This is a genomic window from Halorhabdus sp. BNX81 (assembly GCF_029229925.1).
In the GTDB taxonomy this organism is placed as follows: domain Archaea; phylum Halobacteriota; class Halobacteria; order Halobacteriales; family Haloarculaceae; genus Halorhabdus.
Genome location: NZ_CP107254.1, coordinates 1,947,986 through 1,969,222 on the forward strand (window position 1 = coordinate 1,947,986; position 21,237 = coordinate 1,969,222).

The 21,237-nt window shown below is 64.1% G+C and carries 25 protein-coding genes; 18 read left to right on the plus strand and 7 right to left on the minus strand.

Features of this window, described 5'->3' with window-relative positions; all coding sequences use genetic code 11:
* The first annotated feature begins 87 nt into the window (after nt 1-87).
* Nucleotides 88-903, plus strand: coding sequence for an imidazole glycerol phosphate synthase subunit HisF (gene hisF, locus HBNXHr_RS09780; RefSeq protein WP_275737039.1), 816 nt, complete (start codon nt 88-90; stop codon nt 901-903).
* A 6-nt stretch (nt 904-909) separates the two neighbouring features.
* Here hisF and HBNXHr_RS09785 read toward each other — a convergent pair whose 3' ends face one another.
* The 3 genes from HBNXHr_RS09785 to HBNXHr_RS09795 all read right to left on the minus strand — a co-directional run bounded on the left by HBNXHr_RS09785 (nt 910) and on the right by HBNXHr_RS09795 (nt 1,688).
* A complete protein-coding gene (locus HBNXHr_RS09785) occupies nt 910-1,086 on the minus strand; it encodes a hypothetical protein (protein ID WP_275881984.1) in 177 nt (58 codons plus the stop codon).
* Nucleotides 1,083-1,301, minus strand: a complete 219-nt coding sequence (locus tag HBNXHr_RS09790) for a zinc ribbon domain-containing protein (protein ID WP_015788396.1) — start codon at nt 1,299-1,301, stop codon at nt 1,083-1,085. Before HBNXHr_RS09790 ends, HBNXHr_RS09785 begins: the two co-directional genes overlap by 4 nt.
* 99 nt (nt 1,302-1,400) lie before the next feature.
* Nucleotides 1,401-1,688, minus strand: a complete 288-nt coding sequence (locus HBNXHr_RS09795) for a DNA-directed RNA polymerase subunit L (protein ID WP_275737041.1) — start codon at nt 1,686-1,688, stop codon at nt 1,401-1,403.
* Nucleotides 1,689-1,829: 141 nt separating this feature from the next.
* On the opposite strand from HBNXHr_RS09795, the gene HBNXHr_RS09800 reads away from it, so the two are divergent.
* The 7 genes from HBNXHr_RS09800 to HBNXHr_RS09830 all read left to right on the plus strand — a co-directional run bounded on the left by HBNXHr_RS09800 (nt 1,830) and on the right by HBNXHr_RS09830 (nt 5,205).
* Nucleotides 1,830-2,009, plus strand: coding sequence for an HVO_2753 family zinc finger protein (locus HBNXHr_RS09800; RefSeq protein ID WP_275737042.1), 180 nt, complete (start codon nt 1,830-1,832; stop codon nt 2,007-2,009).
* Nucleotides 2,010-2,067: 58 nt separating this feature from the next.
* On the plus strand, nt 2,068-2,334 hold the full coding sequence (locus tag HBNXHr_RS09805) for an elongation factor 1-beta (RefSeq protein ID WP_275737043.1): 267 nt from the start codon (nt 2,068-2,070) through the stop codon (nt 2,332-2,334).
* A gap of 99 nt (nt 2,335-2,433) precedes the next feature.
* The gene (locus HBNXHr_RS09810; protein WP_275737044.1) at nt 2,434-2,730 is read left to right on the plus strand and encodes a 50S ribosomal protein L21e; all 297 of its coding nucleotides are present in this window, start codon (nt 2,434-2,436) and stop codon (nt 2,728-2,730) included.
* Between the two features lie 5 nt (nt 2,731-2,735).
* Nucleotides 2,736-3,092 (plus strand): RNA polymerase Rpb4 family protein, encoded by a 357-nt coding sequence (locus HBNXHr_RS09815; RefSeq protein WP_275737045.1) that lies wholly within the window; start codon nt 2,736-2,738, stop codon nt 3,090-3,092.
* A 61-nt stretch (nt 3,093-3,153) separates the two neighbouring features.
* On the plus strand, nt 3,154-3,720 hold the full coding sequence (locus HBNXHr_RS09820) for a DUF655 domain-containing protein (RefSeq protein ID WP_275737046.1): 567 nt from the start codon (nt 3,154-3,156) through the stop codon (nt 3,718-3,720).
* Nucleotides 3,720-4,598 carry a 16S ribosomal RNA methyltransferase A gene (locus HBNXHr_RS09825; protein ID WP_275881985.1) on the plus strand — a complete coding sequence of 293 codons (879 nt, stop codon included), beginning with the start codon at nt 3,720-3,722 and terminating at the stop codon, nt 4,596-4,598. Before HBNXHr_RS09820 ends, HBNXHr_RS09825 begins: the two co-directional genes overlap by 1 nt.
* The gene (locus HBNXHr_RS09830; RefSeq protein WP_275881986.1) at nt 4,591-5,205 is read left to right on the plus strand and encodes a HemK2/MTQ2 family protein methyltransferase; all 615 of its coding nucleotides are present in this window, start codon (nt 4,591-4,593) and stop codon (nt 5,203-5,205) included. Before HBNXHr_RS09825 ends, HBNXHr_RS09830 begins: the two co-directional genes overlap by 8 nt.
* 209 nt (nt 5,206-5,414) lie before the next feature.
* Here the strand turns inward: HBNXHr_RS09830 and HBNXHr_RS09835 are convergent, their stop codons facing one another.
* Both HBNXHr_RS09835 and HBNXHr_RS09840 read right to left on the minus strand, forming a co-directional pair.
* A complete protein-coding gene (locus HBNXHr_RS09835) occupies nt 5,415-5,630 on the minus strand; it encodes a hypothetical protein (protein WP_275737049.1) in 216 nt (71 codons plus the stop codon).
* Nucleotides 5,631-5,745: 115 nt separating this feature from the next.
* A complete protein-coding gene (locus HBNXHr_RS09840) occupies nt 5,746-6,471 on the minus strand; it encodes an alanyl-tRNA editing protein (RefSeq protein WP_275881987.1) in 726 nt (241 codons plus the stop codon).
* A 115-nt stretch (nt 6,472-6,586) separates the two neighbouring features.
* Between HBNXHr_RS09840 and HBNXHr_RS09845 the strand changes: the two genes are divergently transcribed.
* The 9 genes from HBNXHr_RS09845 (at nt 6,587) to HBNXHr_RS09885 (ending at nt 18,946) form a co-directional block, all read left to right on the plus strand.
* A complete protein-coding gene (locus HBNXHr_RS09845; protein ID WP_275881988.1) occupies nt 6,587-7,906 on the plus strand; it encodes a UbiD family decarboxylase in 1,320 nt (439 codons plus the stop codon).
* Nucleotides 7,907-7,922: 16 nt separating this feature from the next.
* Nucleotides 7,923-9,101 carry an aconitase X catalytic domain-containing protein gene (locus tag HBNXHr_RS09850; RefSeq protein WP_275737052.1) on the plus strand — a complete coding sequence of 393 codons (1,179 nt, stop codon included), beginning with the start codon at nt 7,923-7,925 and terminating at the stop codon, nt 9,099-9,101.
* Nucleotides 9,101-9,529 (plus strand): DUF126 domain-containing protein, encoded by a 429-nt coding sequence (locus HBNXHr_RS09855; RefSeq protein WP_275881989.1) that lies wholly within the window; start codon nt 9,101-9,103, stop codon nt 9,527-9,529. The genes HBNXHr_RS09850 and HBNXHr_RS09855 overlap by 1 nt, the downstream gene beginning before the upstream one ends.
* A 2-nt stretch (nt 9,530-9,531) precedes the next feature.
* Nucleotides 9,532-10,098 (plus strand): UbiX family flavin prenyltransferase, encoded by a 567-nt coding sequence (locus HBNXHr_RS09860; RefSeq protein ID WP_275881990.1) that lies wholly within the window; start codon nt 9,532-9,534, stop codon nt 10,096-10,098.
* Nucleotides 10,099-10,201: 103 nt separating this feature from the next.
* Nucleotides 10,202-11,110, plus strand: a complete 909-nt coding sequence (locus HBNXHr_RS09865) for an AEC family transporter (RefSeq protein WP_275881991.1) — start codon at nt 10,202-10,204, stop codon at nt 11,108-11,110.
* A 282-nt stretch (nt 11,111-11,392) separates the two neighbouring features.
* Nucleotides 11,393-11,848: a GNAT family N-acetyltransferase gene (locus HBNXHr_RS09870; protein WP_275881992.1), complete on the plus strand. Its 456-nt coding sequence runs from the start codon at nt 11,393-11,395 to the stop codon at nt 11,846-11,848.
* 223 nt (nt 11,849-12,071) lie between these two features.
* Nucleotides 12,072-16,604, plus strand: coding sequence for a glutamate synthase large subunit (gltB, locus tag HBNXHr_RS09875; protein ID WP_275881993.1), 4,533 nt, complete (start codon nt 12,072-12,074; stop codon nt 16,602-16,604).
* Nucleotides 16,604-18,082, plus strand: coding sequence for a glutamate synthase subunit beta (locus tag HBNXHr_RS09880; RefSeq protein ID WP_275881994.1), 1,479 nt, complete (start codon nt 16,604-16,606; stop codon nt 18,080-18,082). The genes gltB and HBNXHr_RS09880 overlap by 1 nt, the downstream gene beginning before the upstream one ends.
* A gap of 108 nt (nt 18,083-18,190) precedes the next feature.
* Complete coding sequence (locus tag HBNXHr_RS09885) at nt 18,191-18,946, plus strand: dimethylmenaquinone methyltransferase (RefSeq protein ID WP_275737058.1); 756 nt, start codon at nt 18,191-18,193, stop codon at nt 18,944-18,946.
* A 92-nt stretch (nt 18,947-19,038) separates the two neighbouring features.
* On the opposite strand, the gene HBNXHr_RS09890 is transcribed toward HBNXHr_RS09885, so the two are convergent.
* Together HBNXHr_RS09890 and HBNXHr_RS09895 are read right to left on the minus strand one after the other, a co-directional pair.
* Complete coding sequence (locus HBNXHr_RS09890; protein WP_275881995.1) at nt 19,039-19,464, minus strand: hypothetical protein; 426 nt, start codon at nt 19,462-19,464, stop codon at nt 19,039-19,041.
* Between the two features lie 125 nt (nt 19,465-19,589).
* The gene (locus HBNXHr_RS09895) at nt 19,590-20,042 is read right to left on the minus strand and encodes a PPC domain-containing DNA-binding protein (protein WP_275881996.1); all 453 of its coding nucleotides are present in this window, start codon (nt 20,040-20,042) and stop codon (nt 19,590-19,592) included.
* 176 nt (nt 20,043-20,218) lie between these two features.
* Between HBNXHr_RS09895 and HBNXHr_RS09900 the strand changes: the two genes are divergently transcribed.
* On the plus strand, nt 20,219-21,196 hold the full coding sequence (locus tag HBNXHr_RS09900) for an NAD-dependent epimerase/dehydratase family protein (protein WP_275883712.1): 978 nt from the start codon (nt 20,219-20,221) through the stop codon (nt 21,194-21,196).
* Nucleotides 21,197-21,237: the final 41 nt, after the last annotated feature.

Consider the following 21,237-nt stretch of genomic DNA (forward strand, 5'->3'; position numbering starts at 1 on the left):
CAGTCACCGTCGCGTGGACGGCCAGGGCGACCGCTAGAGCTTCCGGGTCGCTTTTGACGGGCGGCCTCCGAGTGACGCATAGAACCGATGACGCTCACCAAACGGATCATCCCTTGCATCGACGTGGATCTCGACGAGGACGGTAACGCCGCCGTCTACACGGGCGTGAACTTCGAGGATCTCCAGTACACGGGCGACCCCGTCGAGATGGCCAAGGAGTACAACGAGGCCGGCGCGGACGAGTTCGTCTTTCTCGATATCACCGCGAGCGCCGACGGCCGGGAGACGATGCTCGACACCGTCGAGCGCGTCGCCGACGAGGTGTTCATCCCCCTCACCGTCGGCGGCGGGATCCGCACCAAAGCGGACATCAAGGAGACGCTGCGGGCCGGCGCGGACAAGGTGTCGATCAACACCGGCGCGATCGAGAACCCCGACCTCATCGAGGCGGGCGCGACCGCCTTCGGCAACCAGTGTATCGTCATCTCCGTCGACGCCCGGCGGCGCTACGACGAGGCCGGCGAGTACTACGAGCAGATCGACGGCGAGTCGGTCTGGTTCGAGGCGACCGTCAAGGGCGGCCGCGAGGGGACCGGGATGGACGTCGTCGAGTGGGTCCGCGAGGCCGAGGATCGGGGCGCGGGCGAGCTGTTCGTCAACTCCATCGACGCCGATGGCACCAAGGACGGCTACGACATCCCTTTGACACGGGCCGTGACCGAGAACGTCGACACGCCCGTCATCGCCTCCTCTGGCTGTGGCGGTCCTGAGGACATGTACGAGGTGTTCACCGAAGCTGGAGCCGACGCCGGACTCGCAGCGTCGATTTTTCACTTCGGCGAGTACTCGATCGCCGAGACGAAGGAGTACCTCGACGAACGTGGCGTTCCCGTCCGGCTGTAATCGACGCTAGTCACGTCGCCGATTCTCGGATGTATCCCGTCGCGCGACGCGTTCGGCCTCGTCACGACTCATTTCCTGCCGGCTGTCGTGCTCGGATCGGACGAGCGCATACAGGCCCACGGTGAAGGCGAGGCCGATGAACACGACGATGAGGAGTGCCCCGCCGGCCCCGCCGGCCGTCATCCGAGGAAGACGTCGACGAAGTCGCTGGCACCGCTGGTCGTATCGCGGTACAACTCGGAGTACCCGCAGTTGGTGCAGGACACCACGGTGAAGCTATTCGTCTGGATGTCGAACATCTTGCTCAGACCGCCGCCGGTCGTGGAAATCTCACCGACGTCGGTTTCTTCGTGTCCACACTTCGGGCAGCCGCGGTCGGAATGGCTATCGGGGACCATATGCTGCGCTCGAACCTGCCAATCCGTAGGTCTTTTGTTCCCGTTCCGCTCGACCGGAACCTGGACCGGCCGTCACGAGTCTCCAGAAACAGCGAGTATTCAGGCGGCTGCGTCGTCGTAGGCAGCCTCGAACGAATCGGCCTTTTCGATGACGTGTTGTGCCCCGGCTTCGAGGGCGTCGAGCGCGTCGGTCCCGCTCTCCGTTTTGATCGTGAGAATGGGATCGGTCTGGCCGCCCGACTGCTCGGGGTTCATGTCGTAGGTCGCGGCGTCGACGCCGTCGGTCTCCAAGAGTGCGCCCTTGAGGACGTTCATGAACGTGTGATCCTCGCCGGAGATCTCGATAGACAGCGACGTCTCGTCCTTTTCGATGACCTGTAGTTCCATGGTGAATTGTTCGGCTTCGGGCGCATGAACGTTACGTTCCGAGCGGCGAGTTGCCGCGCCAGCACGTCGGACTCGGGATGTGTCGAGTGCCGACAGCTGAGAGTAATAAGGGTTAAACGTCCCGGTCGGGAACCAGACGGTATGAGCGAGAGTCAACAAAAACGGACGCAGAAGTGTATCTCCTGCGGTGTCAACATCACCGGCACGAACGCCGCAGCCTTCAAATGCCCCGACTGTGGCCACCAGATCTACCGGTGTCCGACCTGCCGCAAGCAGAGCAACCTCTATGAGTGTCCCGACTGTGGCTTTACGGGACCCTGAGTACTGGAGCCTCGGATCGTAACGACAAGCACATAATCCACTATCGTCATCCACACACATGGGAAAAGTAGCAGCCAACATCAAGGTCATGCCGGAGAGTCCTGAGGTCGATCTCGACGATCTCCAGGACCGACTCGAACAGTCCCTCCCCGAGGGCGCAAAGATCAACAGTGTCGAACGCGACGACGTGGCCTTTGGCCTGGTCGCACTCCTGCCGACGGTGATCGTCCCCGACGACGCGGGCGGGACCGAGGCCGTCGAGGACGCGTTCACGGATGTCCAAGACGTCGAGAGCGTCTCCGTCGAAGAAGTCGGCCGTCTGTGATCGTCGCGCCGTTGGGCTGATTTTCCGCAAGTCAGGTACGACCCTGGCAAGCGCGGAACGCACGTTTTATATGGCCCACCGGATTAGCGCACACCAAGAATGCCTAGTTCCAACGGCCCCCTCGAAGGCACGCGTAACAAGCTCAAAAACGACCCGCGCGACCGTGGCACCTCCCCGCCCCAGCGCGCGATTCAGGAGTTCGACATCGGGACGACAGTCCATCTCGACATCGACCCCAGCGTTGCCGACGGCCGATTCCACCCCCGATTCTCCGGTCACACCGGCGAAGTGATCGGGGAACAGGGGTCGGCCTACAAGGTCCAGATCAACGACGGCGGCAAGGACAAGACGATCATCGTCAAGGCGGCCCACCTGCGCGAACAGACCGGGGAGTAGCGGCTATGACCATCTTCAAGGAAAAACTCGAAGAGGAGTACCTCACCTTCGCGGAAGCGAAGGGGCTGCTCGCCGACATCGAGCGCGAGCGGGCCGCCGACGAGGACCGGGAGATGCCCTACGAACTCACCCGGGCCATCGAACACGCCAACCGCTTTGCCACTCTCGATATCGAGGAGTCGGCGGAGTTCGTCGAGGAACTCCTCGAACTCGAGAAGGTCGACGAGCCGACTGCGTACAAGATCGCCAATCTGGCCCCGGAAGATCGGGACGAACTCCGTTCGATCTACGCCCAGGAACGCTACACGCTATCGGGCGATGAACTCGACGACATTCTCGATGTCGTCGCGAAGTACGTCTGACCCTTGCGACCCGTCGCCGCCCCGCGTGATTTTAAGTAGCCGGTTACCGTACCCGAATGACATGAGCAGTGATGAGTCCCATTCAGACGTGGCGACAGCTGTCGTTCTCGATCATCTCCCCCGTGGCCGGTCGGACGACGATCGCCCACAGTACGAGAAAGAGCCGTTGGCCTACGCCGTGACGACTGCGGACTTTCAGCTCCTCGAGATGACGCTGTCGGACGAGGCCGACATCTCCTTTGGCGACCTGATCGATCTCGACGGCGAGGTGATCGAGACGACGCGCACCGTCGAGTATGGCGATCTCTCGAGCGGTGCGCAGTCCGAACTCGACTACGCGATCGAGGACATCGTCGAGGACAACGAACGGCGCTTCGTGGATTTCTTCAACGACGCCCAGCCGATCACGACCCGACTACACTCTCTCAATCTCCTGCCAGGGATCGGAAAGAAACTCCGCAACGGGATTCTCGACGAGCGAAAGCGCAAGCCCTTCGAGAGCTTCGAGGAACTCACCGAACGGGTCGACGGGCTTCACAATCCGAAGGAAGTCCTCGTCGATCGAATCCTCGAAGAGATCCGCGAGGAGGATCTCAAATACCGGACGTTCGCCCGTAATGACGACTGATGGCCGGAGAAGACAGTGCGAACGGTTCAAACGCGGGGAGTCGTGATCCGGATGCCCTCCTGGCCCGCGCTGACGCGAGAGGCGATCCCGACCAGGATCAGCATTTCCTCGTCGACGACCGCGTCCTCGATCGGATCCCGACGTATGCGACCGAGGCAGGGATCGATCTCGGTCACGTTCTGGAGATCGGGGCGGGCAACGGCGCGCTCACCGATCGGCTGCTCGCGGTCGCCGACCGGGTGACTGCTGTCGAGCGTGATCCCGACCTGGCCGCGTTTCTCCGAACAGAGTTCGCGGATGCGATCGAGGCGGGACGACTCACGGTGATCGAAGGCGACGCCCTCGAGGTGGATCTGCCTGACTACACCGCTTCGATCTCGAACCTGCCGTATGGCGCATCGAGCGAGATCCTCTTCCGGTTGCTCCCCGCGGGGAAGCCATTGATCGCGATGGTCCAGCGGGAGTTCGCCGACCGGATGGCCGCCGATCCGGGGAGCGACGAGTACGGCCGACTATCGGTGACGGCAGGCCACTACGCCGACGTCGAGGTCGTCGAACCCGTCCCGCCCGAAGCCTTCTCGCCGCCGCCGGCCGTCGAGAGTGCCCTGGTCCGGGGGCTGCCCCGGGAACCCGACTACACTGTGCCCGAGGACGACTTCTTCCTGGGATTCGTCAAAGCGGTGTTCACCCAGCGACGAAAAACCGTCCGGAACGGGATCAGGAACACCGCTCACATCTCGGGACTCGACGATCCGGACGCCGTCGTCGATGCGGCCGACGAGGAACTGCTTCGCAAGCGCGCAGGCGATCTCTCGCGCGCCGACTTCGCCGAACTGGCGAGCCTGGCTCACGATATCGGCCTCGATAGCGATGACTGACGACGAGGAGTCGGTTGACGCCGGGGAAACTGATCGGCCGCCTCTGGCCGACCAGCGTGGTGTCGACACCGTCTACGGGGCGAGCGAGGACTCCCATCTGCTGGCGGAGGCTGCCGTCGAGGGGGTCACCGAAGGTGAGCGAGCGATCGACGTCGGAACTGGCTCGGGATACGTCGCGAGCGCGCTCGCCGAGGCAGGGGCCGACGTGCTCGGGACGGACCTGAATCCGGCGGCCTGTCGGCAGGCCCGCGAGGCCGGGATTCCGGTCGTTCGTGCTGACTTGCTCGATCCGATCAGCGCCGACGCGGTTGATGTGGTGACGTTCAACCCGCCGTATCTCCCGGCCGATCCGGACACGGAGTGGGGTGACTGGATGCAGGCGGCCCTCTCCGGGGGCGAGGACGGCCGGGCCGTGGTCGATCCGTTCCTCGAAGACGCGGGTCGGGTGCTCCGGGACGGTGGACGGGCGTTCCTGCTGGTCAGCAGTCTGACCGGGATCGACGAGGTGCGTGACTTCGCCGCCGAACGGGGCCTCGAATCGTCGATCGTCGCCGAGGAATCGTTCCCCTTCGAGCGACTAGTCGTTTTGCGGTTGGTACCGTCGTAGCTCCGGGTGGTTCGGTCGGTTTTCGACACCCAGAGGGCCTTCGCGTGAGACACAGATTCGCAAGATGGAGCCAGTAAATCACTCCGGTGACTGATTGTACGGTATCGTGGGGACGCTTTATGTCTGAATGACTTGTTCCGCTTATGGGAAATACGAATCGTCGATGCCGTCCGGAACAGCGGGACAATTCGGCACGGAGAACAGTCGACCTATATATCGAATAGGATGAGAACGCCGAAGAGCGAGACGGCTATTCCGGAAATCCGGAGGAGGGATACTTTCCAGTCAGCAGGTTCAATGTCGGACCACGAGCGCTTACTTCCGATCGCATCGATCTGTTCTTCGAACCGTGCGACTTCGTATGGCCAAACAGCACTGACGAGGCCGATCGTAATCACGACGGTGCCCAATACGGGATTGCTCATACCCTGATTTTCAACCGGTCTGATATATATGTTGTGCTGATGTATGCATCCCGTACTGGGACGGGACGACAGAATAACGGCTGAACGTATGGCGAGGTGTGGAGTCCAGACACCCTCAGCCATCCTGCAACTCGAACTCGATCCGCTCGACCTCAGCCCCTTTCGAGAGTCGATTCGTGATCTCGATCGGTCCGATCTCGCCCGTCCGGTCGACGTGGGTTCCGCCGCAAGGGCACATATCGAAGTCATCGATCTCGACGACCCGCAATTCCTCGACGTGATCTGGAAGGAGTGAAAGGTTCGACCGTCCCTCGGCGACGGTCTCCTCGACGGTCTCCCGTGGTCGCTCGTCCTTCGTGACCGGCAGATCGCGCTCGATCACCTCGTTGGTTCGCTCTTCGATCAGTTCGAGGTCCGCGTCGTCGAAGTCGGCAGGCTCGAAGTCGATCCGGGAGGAGTCAGCGTGGATCTGGTTGCCCGCCGTGGTGGCGTCGTATTCCTCCAAGACGACTCGCGAGAGAATGTGCTGGGCGGTGTGCATTCGGCGGTGGGCCTCGCGGCGGTTCTCGTCGACTTGTCCGGTGGCGATTTCGCCTTCCGCCGGCAACTCGCCCTCTATGTCGTCGATCTCGTGGTGAACCTCGCCGTGGTCCTTTCGGACGTCGACGACCGCCGCAGCGCCCCCGTCCCACTCGATCGTCCCACGATCGGCCGGCTGACCCCCACCCTCCGGGTAGAAGTAGGTTCCATCGAGAACGATCGACTCCTCGGTCGCTTCGACGACCGTCGCCTCGAAGTCGGTCACGTCGTCGGCGTCCGGCAGGTACAGCAGTTCGGTCATATGGGCTGGTTCACGATCCAGCCCCACAAATGTTCCCGAAATTTCGACGGCCATCTGCCTGACGAGACGCATTCTCACGTTCCGGGAGTGCGCCATGGGACATGAATAGGATGGCGTGCAATCACCGCCAACGATGGGCTTGCGAGACTTTCTGCGGGAGGAAGCACAGACGACACTCACCGATCCAGTCGATCCCCGATTCGAGCTCCCGGCACTGGCCGTCCAGGACGAATCCCAACCGACCGTCTTCGAGGATGTCGAGGGGCATCCTGACGTTCGCGCGGTGGCCAACACGCTCGGCTCGCGGGAGATGATCGGGCGGGCGCTCGGCGTCGAGGCCGCCTCGATCGTCGATGCGATGGAGTCGGCGATGAACGAGCCGCTGCCCGTCGAAGAGACGGCTGACCCGTCCTTCGAGCACGTCGCGAGCGAGCCGACCATCGACGAGCACGTCCCGATCCCGATCTTCTATGACGAGCACGAACGCCAGTACTTCGCGTCCTCGGTCGTGATCGCCGAGGATCCAGAAACTGGCGTCACCAACTGCTCGTTCCACCGGATGATGTTCGACGAGGGCAATCGACTCGTGATGCGGCTGGTCGAACGCCACCTCCACGATATGTATTCCCGGACGGAAGGTGGGCTGGACGTGGCGATCGTGATGGGCGTCCATCCGGCAGTCGAGTTGGCGGCTGCCACGTCGTTTGCGCCGGAGAAGAGCGAACTCGCGCTGGCGAATCGCTTGCTCGATGGCGAGCTTGCGACCGCCGATGCCGACGGAATCCAGGTTCCGGCCGACGCCGAGATCGTCTTGCGGGCGACCATCACCGACGAGCGGAGCGAGGAGGGCCCGTTCGTCGATCTCTCGCGGACGTGGGATCGGACGCGCCAGCAACCCGTCGTCGAGGTCGATGACCTCTACATGCGACCCGATCCCTACGCGCGGATCATCGTCCCCGGTCGCACCGAACACGCCCACCTGATGGGCATCCCCCAGGAGCCCCGGATCTACCGGATCGTCGAGAACACCGTCCCGACGGTCGAAAACGTCGTGTTGACGCCGGGCGGGTGCTCGTGGCTCCACGGCGTCGTCCAGCTCGAGAAGCGCTCGGAAGGCGATCCGAAGAACGCCGGGATGGCCGCGCTGGCGGGCCACCCTTCGATGAAGAAGGTCACCGTCGTCGACAGCGACATCGACCCCGCCGATCCCACCGCGGTCGAGTGGGCCACCGCCACGCGGATGCAACCCGACGAGGACATCACCGTCATCGAGAACGCCAAGGGCTCGTCGCTGGACCCCTCCCAGGACTACGGCCGCGGGACGCTCGCGAAGTGGATCGTCGACGCGACCGTGCCGGGCGACCGGGACTGGGCCGACTTCGCGGAAGTGACCGTTCCCGGTGCCGACGAGATCGATCTCGCGGACTATCAGTGACCCAACGGAGAGACACATGCACCTGACACAACACGAGGAAGACTTGCTCGAATCGGACAACGACGCCGTCCGGAAGGCGATGGAACTGCTCGTGAAGCTCGGCGATATCTACGGGGCCGAGGAGATGATCGAGATCGAATCGGCCCAGGCGTCGGGCATCTCGTATAAGTCGATCGGCGATCCCGGCGTCGAGTTCCTGGAGGGATTTGCGGAGGAAGGCGCGGAAGCGTCGGTTCCCACCTTCGCCAACCCGGCCGGGATGGACTTCGAGCGCTGGGAGGAACTCGGCATCGACGAGGCGTTCGCCGAGAAACAGAAACGCATCCGGGATGCACTCAAGGAGATGGGGATCGTCCTTTCCTTTACCTGTACGCCGTATCTCGCGGGGAACCTCCCGCGGCGTGGCCAGCACGTCGCCTGGGCCGAATCCTCGGCCGTCTCGTTCGTCAACAGCGTCGTCGGCGCGAAGACCAATCGGGAGGGCGGCCCCTCCGCGCTGGCGGCGGCGATCACGGGTCGGACGCCGAAATACGGCCTCCACCTGGAAGAAAATCGCCAGCCCACGTTCCGGATCGACGTCGAGGCCGACATCGAGAGCCAGGCCGACTTCGCCGCGCTGGGTTCCTGGACGGGTCGCCTCGTCGAGGACGGCAAGCCCTACTTCACTGGAATCGATACGGGCGGGACGGACGACCTGAAAGCCCTCGGCGCGGCGATGGCCGCCACGGGCGCGGTCGCGCTCCACTTCGTCGAGGGTGTCACGACCGAGATGGAGCCGCCCGAGAACGTCGAGACGGCGACCTTCGGCGAGGGCGAGCTCGAAGCGGAGTACGACGAACTCACGACCGCCGACGATCCCGAACTCGTGGTCATCGGCTGTCCCCACTGCTCGCCAGAGGAGATCCAGGACGTGGCCGCGACCGTCGAGGGCAAGACGCTCTCCAGCGATCTGTGGGTCTGTACGAGCGCGTCGGTCAAGACCTGGGCCGACCGGAACGGGCTGACTGAAACGATCGAGGCAGCCGGCGGGAAAGTCCTCGCGGACACCTGCAACGTCGTCTCGCCGATCGAGGAGTTGGGATACGAGTCCAGCGCGACCGACTCGGCGAAGGCCGCGACGTATCTCCCCGGCTTTTGCAACCAGGACGTGGCGTTCAACGACAAGGAGACGCTCCTTGCGGAGGTGACCGAGTAATGACGGCGGAGTCGAGTGACTCGGCGGCCGAAGGAGCGATCAACGCCGAGCCGATCACCGAGGGGCAGGGCCGCGGCGAAGTCCTCCGTTCCGACGTGCCGATCAGCTTCTACGGCGCAGTCGAGCCCGAAACGGGGGCGTTCATCGAGGACGGCCATCCCCTGGAGGGCGAGAACATCGCGGGAAAGGTGCTGGTTTTCCCACGAGGGAAAGGGTCGACGGTGGGCTCGTATGTCCTCTACGGGTTGGCGAACAACGGGTGTGCGCCGGCGGCGATCGTCAACGAGGAGACCGAGACCATCGTGGCCACGGGGGCGATCCTCGGGGAGATCCCCTGCCTGGACTCGCCCGACGCGCCCCTGGAAACGCTCGAAGACGGGGAACGCGTCGCGGTCGACGCCGACGCGGGCACGATCAGGCGGGTGTGAGCATGGAGCGAGTCATCGTCGGGATCACGGGCGCGTCGGGCATCCCGATCGCCGTTCGAACGGTCGAGGCGCTCGCCGAACACGCCGAGGTGGTCACGGTCGTCACCGACGCTGCTGAATCGGTGATGACCCACGAATCCGGCTCCCGCGAGGAGACGATGGATCGGCTTCGGGACGCATCAGCGGCGATGTACGGCGAGAGCGACATCCATGCGCCGATCGCTTCGGGGTCGGTCGCCGCCGACGGCATGGTGATCGTCCCGGCGTCGATGGCGACCGTCTCCGACGTAGCGACCGGCCGATCGGACGATCTGGTCGCCCGGGCGGCCGATGTCTGTCTCAAGGAACGCCGCCGGCTGGTGGTCGTTCCCCGGGAAACGCCGTTGAGTCAACTACATCTGGAGAACCTGACCAAACTCGCCGAACTTGGCGTCGACGTTGTGCCGCCGATGCTCGGCTTCTACTTCGATCCCGAGGAGCCCGGGGACTTCGTCGATCACGTCGTCGGGAAGATCCTCGAACGCTTCGACCTCGATCACGACCGCTACGACGCGTGGGATCCGTCGTGAGTTAATCGATCCCGAAGACGTGCTGCCGTCTTTCGGTGTGATCTCATCCCAAACCAGTACCGACAGGAAAGACACAAGCGCGCTGACGGATGAGTGAGTGCCGATGGACGTGTTGACGCGGCTGGCCGTGATGATCGGTTTGCTCACCGTGGGGGTTGGGCTCCGGCGGGTCGGCGTCCTCGACGCGACGCGGGTCGAGTGGCTCAACAGCGTCGCCTTCTACGTGGTGTTGCCGGCGCTCGTGTTCAACTCGACGTACGACAAGCCGCTGGCGGAGATCGTCACGCCGACGCTGCTGGTTGGGCTGGTCGGCGTCCTGGGAATAACCGCCGGCGTCGGCTGGCTCGTCCACCGCCGGATCACCGACGACGGGGCGCGGGCCGCGGCGACGGTTCAGTCCTATCACACGAACCTGGGCTATATCGGCCTCCCGGTGGTCGCGAGTGCGCTCGGTGAACGCGCGGCCGGGATCGGCAGCGTCATCCTCGGGATGGGCGCGCTCATCCAGATCCCGCTGACCGTCTCGATCCTGGTCGCGGTGACTGGCAACAGCCGGAATTTCCGTAGCGAAGTCCGGAGACTGGCCACCAACCCCGTCCTCGTCGCGCTCGTCATCGGGCTTGCGGTCTCGCGCTCGCCGGCGACGGTGACCGGCATCCCGGCCGACGTGATCGCGCTGGTCGCCGAGGCGGCGCTGCCGGTCGCGCTGCTGTGTGTCGGGGGCTCCATCCAGCTCCAGTCCATGGAAGCCGATCGCTCGATCGTTGGGTCAGTACTCGTGATGAAACTCCTCGTGATGCCGGTGGTCGCCTGGGTGGTCTACGCCGCCCTGGGTGCCGACCTCTGGACGCTCCGGACCGCTGTCGTGATGTTCGGCGCTCCCGCGGCCGTCTCGACGTTCGTCTACGTCACCGAGATGGGTGGCGACCGTCGGCTGGCGTCGATCCTCGTCTTTCTCTCGACTGTCGCCTCGGCGTTTACACTGTCGGCCTGGATCGCCATCGTGCCGTGAGCCGTTTCGGGTTGCTGGTGCTACCTGGTTGAGGACTCACGGTGTGCGCTCCGCGACGAAAGTGGGGAGGGAGCGTGTGACATTTCGCGTGCCCCCGTTCGATTCTGGCCCTTGAATACATATAAATGGGCGTCAGACTTGGGTCGGACGATCGGCAGACGGCGGCATATCCTTGGCTATTTACCATCGTAGATTCGCCCGAAGTCGGACTCGCCGAGCCGCCGCTATCGGCCGGCGTGGCGGCGATGACATAAATGGGTCGAGCGCGTTACGGTATCCAACATGCCCATCACGATACGCGAGGCAGCCAGCGAGGACGTCCCCAGTCTGGAGATACTCCGTCGGCAGGCGATCGAGGCGGCGTGCAGCGATGTCTACGACCGGGAGCGCTTTGCTGACCTGGTCGCGACACCTGACGATCGGCTGCCGATGTGGGTCGAGGGCTCGGGGACGGTGCTGGTGGCGGAGACGTCGATCACGTCTGTCGGCTACGTGGTCGTCGAGGACGGGAACGTTCACGGCATATACACCAGTCCGGACTACCGGCGCGAGGGGTTCGCGAGGTCGCTGCTCGAAGCGGCCCAGCGCCATGCTGGTGACCACAACTGGTCGCACCTCCGAGCCGTCGCGCCCGAGGTATCAGCCGGGTTCTTCGAGGCCTGTGGATTCACCGCTGTCGGTACCGACGACTGGCACGGCCTTCCGGGAACAGTCTTTGAGAAACAGATCGAACCGTAACTGGAAAGTCGAATCCGGACCGCGGCCGAGGGACAGGGACGATCATTATGTATTCAAATCCGACGCGAAAGGAATGGACGATCACGTCGCTTTCCCCTGGGAAGCGTGACGAATACCCACTTCCACAGCGGGAGGGACTCCACACGTCCGGGTGGCAGCGAGGGGTGTGCAATTCCTGCGCGCAACCCCCTGCTTATGCGTGTCCCTGCGAATAGTTCACACGATGACTGAGACATTCGTGAGCGACCGGGAACGGGGTCTCCATGACCGGTCGAGACAGAAGGCAAACTGTGGTGTCGGCGTCCTCGTCGATCTTGACGGCGACGGCGGACACGAACTCGTCGAGGACGGACTCTCGCTGCTCGAGAACTTAGACCATCGAGGGGCGCGCGGTGCCGAAGAGAACACCGGCGACGGCGCGGGCATTCTCATCCAGAAGCCACACGACTTTTTCGTCGACGAAGTCGACGGACTGGGCGGGTTCGATGAATACGGTGTCGGGCAGGTCTTCCTGCCGCGGGATCAGCCGGCCGGCGAACTCCGGGAACTTGTCGAGACTGCCGCAGCCGACGAGGGCTTCGATGTCGTCGCCTGGCGGGATGTTCCGACGAACAACGACGGGCTAGGGGAGACAGCACTGGCGACGGAACCCGACGTCGCCCAGTTCTTCGTCAAACCGCAAGCCGACGTCAGTCCCGAGGAACTCGACACGGGGCTGTACGTCCTCCGGAACGTCATCGAGAGCCGTGTCGAAGCCCAGGAACCGATGGGTAGCGAGCGGTTCTACATCTGCTCGCTCGACCGCCGGAAAGTCGTCTACAAGGGGCTTCTGACAAACGGCCAGGTCCGAACCTATTACGAGGACCTCGGCGACGACCGCGTCGAGACGAGTCTGGTGTTCGTCCACTCGCGATTCTCGACGAACACCCTTGGCGCGTGGGAACTCGCTCACCCCTACCGGAACATGATCCACAACGGCGAGATCAACACCCTCCGGGGCAACCTCAACTGGATGCACGCCCGGGAAGCAGACCTCCAGAGCGATATTTTCGGCAGCGATCTGGAGAAACTCAAGCCGATCACCGAAGAGGGCCAAAGCGACACAGCCGTTGTCGACAACGTCCTCGAACTGCTCGTCGAGGGCGGGCGATCGCTGCCCCACGCGTTGCGGATGCTCGTCCCCGAGGCCTGGGAGGGCAACGACCGACTCGAAGATGCCCGCCGGGAGTTTTACCAATACCACTCGACGATCAACGAACCCTGGGACGGCCCCGCACTCATCGCCTACACCGATGGCTACGACGTCGGTGCGATCCTCGACCGCAATGGGCTACGCCCGGCCCGGTATCTCGTCACCGAGGACGACCGGCTTATCATGGCCAGCGAGACCGGCGCGCTCGAAGTCGACGCCGCGAACGTCAAACGAACCGACCGTCTGGAACCGGGCCAGATGTTCTACGTCGACGGTGACGCCGGCCGGATCGTTCCCGACGACGAGATCTTCGACCGTCTCACCGACGAGAAGTACGGCGAGTGGCTCGACGAGAACCGGGTGACGCTTGAGGCCGTCGAGGAGGCCGTCGCCGAGACGCCGACCTACGTCGAGCAGGATATTTCGAAATACCAGCGGGCGTTCGGGTACACCCTCGATCACGTCGAGCGCCTCATCGAACCGATGGCCGACGAGGGGAAAGACCCCATCGGCGCGATGGGCAACGACACGCCGCTGTCGGTCCTGTCGAGCCGGAACAAGACGCTGTTTACCTACTTCAAGCAGCTGTTCGCCCAGGTGTCGAACCCGCCGATCGACTACATTCGCGAGGAGACAGTGACCTCCCTGGAGCAACACCTCGGCCGCCAGAACAACCTCCTCGGGGAGACAGCCGAACACTGCCGACAGCTCGGGTTGGATTCGCCGATCCTCACGCGCGCCCAGCAAGCCAAGATCAGCGCGATCGAGACAAACGGCATCCGCTCGGCGACTGTCGACATCACGTACGATCCCGAAACCACGTCGCTTGCGGCCGCGGTCGAGCGCGTCCGTCGGGAAGCCGTCGACGCTATCGAAGACGGCGCGGAGATCGTGGTGCTCTCTGACACGGCAACGGGCCCCGACAGGGTACCGATCCCGAGCCTGCTCGCGGTCGGCGGCGTCCACCATCACCTCGTCCGTGAGGGGCTGCGGACCCACGCCGGGATCGTCGTCGAGAGCGGCCAGCCAAACGCCGTCCATCACTTCGCGACACTCGTCGGGTACGGTGCGGACGCGATCACCCCGTATCTCGCCTACGAAACCATCGAAGAGCAGGTCTACGAGGGCGTCATCGACGTCGACCGGGAGGCGGCACTCGCCCAGTACCGCCACGCCGTCGAGGACGGCCTCCAGAAGGTGATGGCCAAGATGGGCATCTCGACCTTAGAGAGTTACAAGGGCGCACAGATCTTCGAGGCTGTCGGCCTCGCCTCGGACTTCGTCGAAGAGTATTTCGAAGGCACGGAAAACCGGACCGAGGGGATCGGCGTCGAACAACTCGAGGCCGACGTCCTCGACCGTCACGAGAACGGCTTCGAGGAGTCGGTCGCGGGCAACCTCGATCTCGATCAGGGTGGGGAGTTCTACTGGCGACGTGACGGCGAGTTCCACCAGTGGAACCCGAGCACCATCGGCAAGCTCCAGCACGCCACCAATCACGGCGATTACGAGGCCTACGAGGAGTTCGCCGAGATGATCAACGATCAGACCGAGCGCCTCCAGACTCTCCGGGGACTCCTGGAGTTCGACACCGAGGATCGGGAGTCGATCCCGCTCGAAGACGTCCAGCCCGTCGAGGAGATCACCCAGCGGTTTTTCAGCTCCTCGATGTCGTTCGGGTCGATATCACCAGAAGCCCACGAGACCCTCGCCGAGGGGATGAACCGCGTCGGTGGGTTCGCATCGACGGGCGAGGGCGGCGAACCGACCGAGCGCTTCGGCACCGTCCGGGAATGTGCCGACAAGCAGGTCGCCTCCGCCCGCTTCGGCGTCACGTCGAACTACCTCGCCAACGCCGACCATCTGGAGATCAAGATGGCACAGGGCTCAAAGCCCGGCGAGGGCGGGCACCTGCCCGGCGAGAAGGTCAACGAGTTGATCGCCGAGACGCGCTCGACGACCCCCGGTGTCCCCCTGATCAGCCCGCCGCCCCACCACGACATCTACTCGATCGAGGACCTCGCCCAGCTCATCCACGACCTCAAGTGCTCGAACACGGACGCCGACGTCCACGTCAAGCTTGTCAGCGAGGCCGGGGTCGGCGTCATCGCCGCCGGCGTCTCGAAGGCCAAGGCCGACGCCGTCCTCATCTCGGGCCACGACGGCGGGACCGGCGCGTCGCCGAAGACGTCGATCAAACACGCCGGTCTCCCGTGGGAACTCGGGATCTCGGAAGCCAACCAGGTCCTGCTCGAAAACGACCTCCGATCGCGGATCCGGGTCCGCGTCGACGGCGGGCTCAAGACCGGTCGTGACGTCGCGATGGCCGCGCTGCTTGGCGCAGAGGAGTACGGCTTCGGGACCGCGCCGCTGATCACCTGTGGCTGTATCATGCTGCGGAAATGCCACTGCAACACCTGTTCGGTCGGCGTCGCGACCCAGGACGAGGAGCTCCGCGAGAAGTTCCCCGGCGACCCCGAATTTGTCGCCAACTACATGCGCTTTATCGCCCGGGAAGTCCGGGAGATCATGGCGGAACTGGGCGTCGAGCGGATGGACGAACTGATCGGCCGGACGGACTTGCTTGCCCAGAAGGACGTCGACCATCCGCGTGCGGAACACATGGATCTCTCGGAACTCCTCTGGCGGCCGGACACCGACGAAGACCCGGTCAAGACCCGCGAGCAGAACCACAAACTCGACGAAAAGGTCGACTACGAGTTCATCGAGGCGGCCGAGCCAGCCATCGAGCGCGGCGAGGACGTCGAGATCGAAGCCCGGGTCGGTAACGAAGCCCGGACCGTCGGGACGATCCTGAGTTCCGATATCTCGAAGGCCCACGGCGAGGACGGACTCGACGACGACACGATCACGCTGGATCTGGAGGGGACGGGCGGCCAGAGTCTCGGTGCCTTCCTCGCCAGCGGCGTGACTCTCACGTTGACCGGCGACACCAACGACTACGCCGGCAAGGGGCTCTCGGGCGGGAAGTTGATCGTCGAGACGCCCGCCGAAGCCGGCTACGAGGCGAGCGAGAACGTCGTCACCGGCAACGTCGCCCTCTATGGCGCGACCGACGGCGAGGCCTATTTCAACGGCCGAGCCGGCGAACGCTTTGCCGTCCGCAACTCCGGCGTCAAGACCGTCGTCGAGGGTGTCGGCGACCACGGGTGTGAGTACATGACCGGCGGCATCGCCGTCATCCTCGGCGAGACGGGCAAGAACTTCGGGGCCGGCATGTCCGGCGGCGAGGCGTACGTCCTCGACGAGGCCGGCGACTTCGAGGAGCGAGTCAACACGGAGATGGTCCACCTCGAAACGCTGGAGGAGCGCGACCGACGGATGATCCGTCGGCTGGTCGAGAACCACGCCCGCTATACCGACAGCGATCGAGCCGACGAGATCCTCGAGAACTGGGACACCTACGTCGAGCAGTTCGTGAAAGTGATGCCCGACGCCTACGCCGCGGTCGTCGAGCAGCGCCTGGCCGAGGGCGAGGACATCCGCGCGTCGCCCCCGCCAAAGCCGACCACGACGACGTTTCCAACGGAGGGTGACGACTGATGACCGAACGCCACCCCGGCGGCTACCGACAGCACCGTCGTCGCCCGATCGGCAAGCGCGATCCCGACGAGCGGAAAGACGATTACGACGAAGTCTGGGCCGAGAAGTGGGACGACGAGCACCTCGCTGAACAGGGCGAGCGCTGCATGGATTGTGGGACGCCGACCTGCATGGGTGGGTGTCCGATCGGCAACATCATCCCCGACTGGAACGACCTGGTCCACCGTGACGACTGGAAACGCGCCCTCGAACGTCTCCACGCGACCAACAACTTCCCGGAGTTTACGGGCTACAACTGCCCCGCACCGTGTGAGAACTCCTGCGTGCTCGCGTACAACGACGACCCGGTGACGATCAAGTCGATCGAGCGAGCGATCGCCGACCGCGGCTGGGAGGAGGGCTGGATCCAGCCCGAACCGCCCGAACAGCGCACCGACTACGAGGTCGCGATCGTCGGGTCGGGGCCGGCGGGACTGTCCGCGGCCCAGCAGCTGAATCGGGCCGGCCACCACGTGACCGTCTTCGAACGGGCCGACGAGATCGGCGGGCTGATGCGCTATGGCATCCCCGACCAGAAGTTCGCCAAGGATCGCGTCGAGCGGCGGGTCGACCAGCTCCGCGAGGAAGGCATTACCTTCGAGACGAACGCCGAAATCGGCGGGAACGTTCCCGTCGAGCGGATCGAAGACGGATTCGACGCTTCTGTCATCGCCGTCGGGGCACAGAAGCCCATCGACCTCGATCTGCCGGGTCGTGAGCTCGACGGTATCCACTTCGCGATGGACTATCTGACCCAGCAAAACCGTCGCAACGCCCGCAAGGACGTCCCCGGCCCCGACATCGATGCCGAAGGGAAAAACGTGGTCGTGCTGGGCGGCGGCGACACCGGCGCGGACTGCGTGGCAACGGCCCACCGGCAAGGGGCCGAGCAGGTCGTCCAGATCGAACTCCTGCCCAAGCCCCCGGTCGAGCGCCCGCCGGGCAACCCCTGGCCCGACCAGCCCCAAACATACAAAAAGACCTACGCTCAGGAGGAAGGAGCGATCGAGGAGTACAACGTCGACACCAACGCCTTCGTCGACACCGACGGCGACGGCGTCGTCGACACCCTGGAAGCGGACCGGGTCATCTGGGAGGAGGGCGGCGAGGGCCCGCCCGAGAAGAAAGTCAGCGAGTCGAACCTGGAGATCCCGGCGGATCTCGTCATCCTCGCGATCGGCTTCGAAGCGCCCGAGTCGAGTCCCTTCGAGCCCCTCGGCGTCGAAGTCGAGGAAGACGGCACGCTTGCGACTGATGAGGACATGATGACGACCGCCGACGGCGTCTTTGCTGCCGGCGACGCCGAACGTGGCCCGTCGCTGATCGTCTGGGCCATCGGCAGCGGTCGCGACGTTGCACGCCACGTCGACCTGCATCTCACCGGCGAGACCGATCTCCCGCCAAGCCTGGAGACGCCCAACGAGCCGCTGGTGCAGTAGGTGACGGCGATCTGACCAAGGCGACGGATTCCACAGGGAGGTCGTCTCGATCTCGAGTCCCACCATCCAGAGCAACATTTAACTCCCGTCTGGTGGTCATGGAGTGCCATGGGAGACGACAACCCCCAGCAGGCGATGACCGACGCCGAGCGCGAGGAGATCCTCGAACTGTACGACGGGCTTCGCGTCGCTGACGTCACCGACGGCCTGGACTATCACGGCTTTCACAATCAGAACCGCGTCTCGAACGACATCGGGCCGCTGTATCGCGACGTCGAGGACTTTTCCCACCAGATCACCGGGTTCGCGTACACGGCCCGGTATCTCCCGACCAACGAGCGCCGCGACCTGCCCCACTACGAGGAACTCGACTTCCAGACCTCTCATCACGAATGGGCTGGCGAGTGGTGGACCGACAAGTCCCCCGACCCCGACACCGACGCGATGCGCGAGGGCGATATCCTCGTCGCGGAGGCTCACGACATGGAAGTCGGCATCTTCGGGTCGTTCAACCTGTTGACGTTCCTCAACGAGGGCGTCCGTGGGCTGGTGACCGACGGCGGCCCCCGGGATACTGACGAGGTCATCAAGGAGGGTATCCCCGTCTACAGCAAGGAAGTCAACAAGACGATCCCGCCCGGGCGGGCCGAACTCGCCGAGGAAGGCGTCCCGGTCAACATCAGCGGGTGCCAGATCCGGCCCGGCGACGTCGTGGTCGCCGACGGCGACGGCGTCGTTACGGTGCCGATCGAACACGCCCGCACGGTCGCCGAGACCGCTCACGAGGTCCTCGAAAACGACCAGGACAACCGCCGGGAGTACTACGATAAGGTCGGCCTCGAACACGACTTCACGCTTGAGTGACGCCTCTCTGCCCGGCTAAAGAGACCTAATTGCATCGCTGACCCGGTCGCAATCGGAATACAACGCAGCGATCGAATGCCTCGGCCTCCCGGTCACTTCGGCCACTCCCCCCGTGGACTATCGGCCACAGACGGATCCTCGTCTTGGTGTATACCTACATTTGTGAGATACGTTATAAATGTCCAGATCAAATAGGCGATCATCGTAAGCTGGGCCACGATAGCGACATCGATTATCGTGACCGCTCCGATCGTGATCGCACCCAGGGCGGCCCCGAGGGCTATCGCGACCATCGGGCGGAGGTACTGACCACTGGCTACCCCCATGCCCGCGACGACAGCGAGCGCCAGTGCAAACGCGCCAGTCCCGAGACGACCGGTTTGAATCCCGCTGACACTGGACACTGGAACGATAGTAAGAACGCCGAGGCTACACCCAGTGAGAAAGAGGATGCGGGGGGCAATCCGGAGGGCAGCGGCAAGCGGTTGATCGGAGGGCAGGTATTGGTTGTTATTCATACAGTTCCGGCGATGGATCCCTCACCATTTAGTAGTTGTTCATCTGCCAAGAACGGGGTGTGGATGGGACCGTCGCTGTGGGACGATATCGTCAGTCGTTCCCAATTCCAGGTCGATCGCGTCTCTTATTGTTGCTGCAACATCGGGATGTCCATCTGTTCCGGCCGGCGAGTCAGCTCGAGCCCTTCGATCGGCTGGATGACGATCTCCATCAGCGCGTGGACGATTGAGTCGGGTTCGAGGTGGCCCGCCAGCATTTTGTCGCGCTCGGCGTCGAACGCTGTGATGTGGAGATGTGGTTCGCCGTCGGCGATCGCCCCCTGGAGCGAGCCGACTTCCCAGGCCGCCTCTTCTTTGATGTACTCGTCTATTTCCTCGTCCTCGTCGGGGAAGTCCGGGAACGAATCGTACCCCGAGACGTAGTGGATGTGCAACTGCGTCAGCGACCCGATCCCGGAGGCGACGTAGCCGGTGTCGATGTCGTGTTCGTCGATGGCCGTCTCGATCGACTCCAGGGCCTTATCGCCCGGTTCGAGCTGTACGACCACTTCGCCATTGTCGCCTTCGAAGGTGCGCATCAGCCGGCCGTTCGCCGCCACAGATAAAAAGCGATGTGGTGGCTCGTAACGAGGCACACTCGCCGGACGGCAGTGCCTACCCGGTCGCGCCCACGAAACGGGACGCCGCCGACTCGCGTTCCCAAGCCGACGGTCGCCAGCGACACGCGTTTGTCCACGCCGCCCCAGACGACGCCATGGATCAAGCACTCGTCATCGGCGGGACACGCTTCATCGGCCGACACACCGTCGAGGAATTCCTCGAACACGAGTATGACATCGCGATATTCAATCGGGGGAATCACGACAACCCCTTCGACGCAAACGACCGCGTCGAACACGTCCAGGGCGACCGGACGGACGATGCGGCGCTCGAAGCGGCACGCGAAGCGGTCGACCCAGACATCGTGATCGACTGCGTGGCGTATCACCCGCGGGACGTCCGGATTGCGACCGACGTGTTCGCCGACGTCAAAGCGTACGTCTCCGTCTCCAGCGGCGCGTCCTACGGTAACGAGGAGGTTCCCAAGCGAGAGGACGAGACGCTCTTAGAGCCCTGGCCGGGGGCGGACAGCGACGAGTCCGCCCAGACCTATGGCAAACGCAAAGCCGAGGGCGACAGGGCGGTCTTCGCCGCTGCTGAGGACGGTGTCAACGCAATGGCCGTCCGGCCGACGGTCGTCTACGGGCCACACGACTACACCGAGCGCTTCGATTACTGGCTCCACCGGATCGACACGTACGACCGGGTCGTCGTGCCGGGCGACGGCCTCAGCCTCTGGCAACTCGCCTACGTCGAGGATGTCGCGAGTGCGCTACGGATCGTCGCCGAGCGTGGCGAGGCCGGGGAGGCGTACAACGTTGGGGATCGGGACGCGCCCACGTTGGGCGAGTGGGTCGAACTGATCGCCGATGCGATGGATCGGCCAGTCCATGCGGTCGGGGCGAGCGCGAACGAACTCGCCGCGGCTGTCCTCGCGCCCGAGGACTTCCCACTGTATCGCGACCAGCCGCATCTCCTCTCGACAGCGAAACTCCACGATCTCGGGTGGGAGTCGACGCCACACGAGGAGGCCCTGGGAGCTACCGTCGAGGAACACCGCACGAGCGACCGCACTGGCACCGACGAGGGACCGGATCGCGAGCGTACGGAAGTTCTCCTCGATCGGATGTGACACGGTCGAAGGCGCCACTGAGATCATCGAACCGATATCGT

Bases quoted from the DNA above. Each gene is read 5' to 3' on its own strand.
- HBNXHr_RS09820 (WP_275737046.1), top strand. From the start codon at position 3,154: ATGAGCAGTGATGAGTCCCATTCAGACGTGGCGACAGCTGTCGTTCTC.
- HBNXHr_RS09870 (WP_275881992.1), top strand. From the start codon at position 11,393: ATGCCCATCACGATACGCGAGGCAGCCAGCGAGGACGTCCCCAGTCTG.
- HBNXHr_RS09805 (WP_275737043.1), top strand. From the start codon at position 2,068: ATGGGAAAAGTAGCAGCCAACATCAAGGTCATGCCGGAGAGTCCTGAG.
- HBNXHr_RS09795 (WP_275737041.1), bottom strand. From the start codon at position 1,688: ATGGAACTACAGGTCATCGAAAAGGACGAGACGTCGCTGTCTATCGAG.
- HBNXHr_RS09895 (WP_275881996.1), bottom strand. From the start codon at position 20,042: ATGCGCACCTTCGAAGGCGACAATGGCGAAGTGGTCGTACAGCTCGAA.
- HBNXHr_RS09865 (WP_275881991.1), top strand. From the start codon at position 10,202: ATGGACGTGTTGACGCGGCTGGCCGTGATGATCGGTTTGCTCACCGTG.
- HBNXHr_RS09900 (WP_275883712.1), top strand. From the start codon at position 20,219: ATGGATCAAGCACTCGTCATCGGCGGGACACGCTTCATCGGCCGACAC.
- HBNXHr_RS09885 (WP_275737058.1), top strand. From the start codon at position 18,191: ATGGGAGACGACAACCCCCAGCAGGCGATGACCGACGCCGAGCGCGAG.
- HBNXHr_RS09825 (WP_275881985.1), top strand. From the start codon at position 3,720: ATGGCCGGAGAAGACAGTGCGAACGGTTCAAACGCGGGGAGTCGTGAT.
- hisF (WP_275737039.1), top strand. From the start codon at position 88: ATGACGCTCACCAAACGGATCATCCCTTGCATCGACGTGGATCTCGAC.
- HBNXHr_RS09840 (WP_275881987.1), bottom strand. From the start codon at position 6,471: ATGACCGAACTGCTGTACCTGCCGGACGCCGACGACGTGACCGACTTC.
- HBNXHr_RS09860 (WP_275881990.1), top strand. From the start codon at position 9,532: ATGGAGCGAGTCATCGTCGGGATCACGGGCGCGTCGGGCATCCCGATC.
- HBNXHr_RS09850 (WP_275737052.1), top strand. From the start codon at position 7,923: ATGCACCTGACACAACACGAGGAAGACTTGCTCGAATCGGACAACGAC.
- HBNXHr_RS09790 (WP_015788396.1), bottom strand. From the start codon at position 1,301: ATGGTCCCCGATAGCCATTCCGACCGCGGCTGCCCGAAGTGTGGACAC.
- HBNXHr_RS09785 (WP_275881984.1), bottom strand. From the start codon at position 1,086: ATGACGGCCGGCGGGGCCGGCGGGGCACTCCTCATCGTCGTGTTCATC.
- HBNXHr_RS09800 (WP_275737042.1), top strand. From the start codon at position 1,830: ATGAGCGAGAGTCAACAAAAACGGACGCAGAAGTGTATCTCCTGCGGT.
- gltB (WP_275881993.1), top strand. From the start codon at position 12,072: ATGACTGAGACATTCGTGAGCGACCGGGAACGGGGTCTCCATGACCGG.
- HBNXHr_RS09855 (WP_275881989.1), top strand. From the start codon at position 9,101: ATGACGGCGGAGTCGAGTGACTCGGCGGCCGAAGGAGCGATCAACGCC.
- HBNXHr_RS09835 (WP_275737049.1), bottom strand. From the start codon at position 5,630: ATGAGCAATCCCGTATTGGGCACCGTCGTGATTACGATCGGCCTCGTC.
- HBNXHr_RS09810 (WP_275737044.1), top strand. From the start codon at position 2,434: ATGCCTAGTTCCAACGGCCCCCTCGAAGGCACGCGTAACAAGCTCAAA.
- HBNXHr_RS09815 (WP_275737045.1), top strand. From the start codon at position 2,736: ATGACCATCTTCAAGGAAAAACTCGAAGAGGAGTACCTCACCTTCGCG.
- HBNXHr_RS09830 (WP_275881986.1), top strand. From the start codon at position 4,591: ATGACTGACGACGAGGAGTCGGTTGACGCCGGGGAAACTGATCGGCCG.
- HBNXHr_RS09880 (WP_275881994.1), top strand. From the start codon at position 16,604: ATGACCGAACGCCACCCCGGCGGCTACCGACAGCACCGTCGTCGCCCG.
- HBNXHr_RS09890 (WP_275881995.1), bottom strand. From the start codon at position 19,464: ATGAATAACAACCAATACCTGCCCTCCGATCAACCGCTTGCCGCTGCC.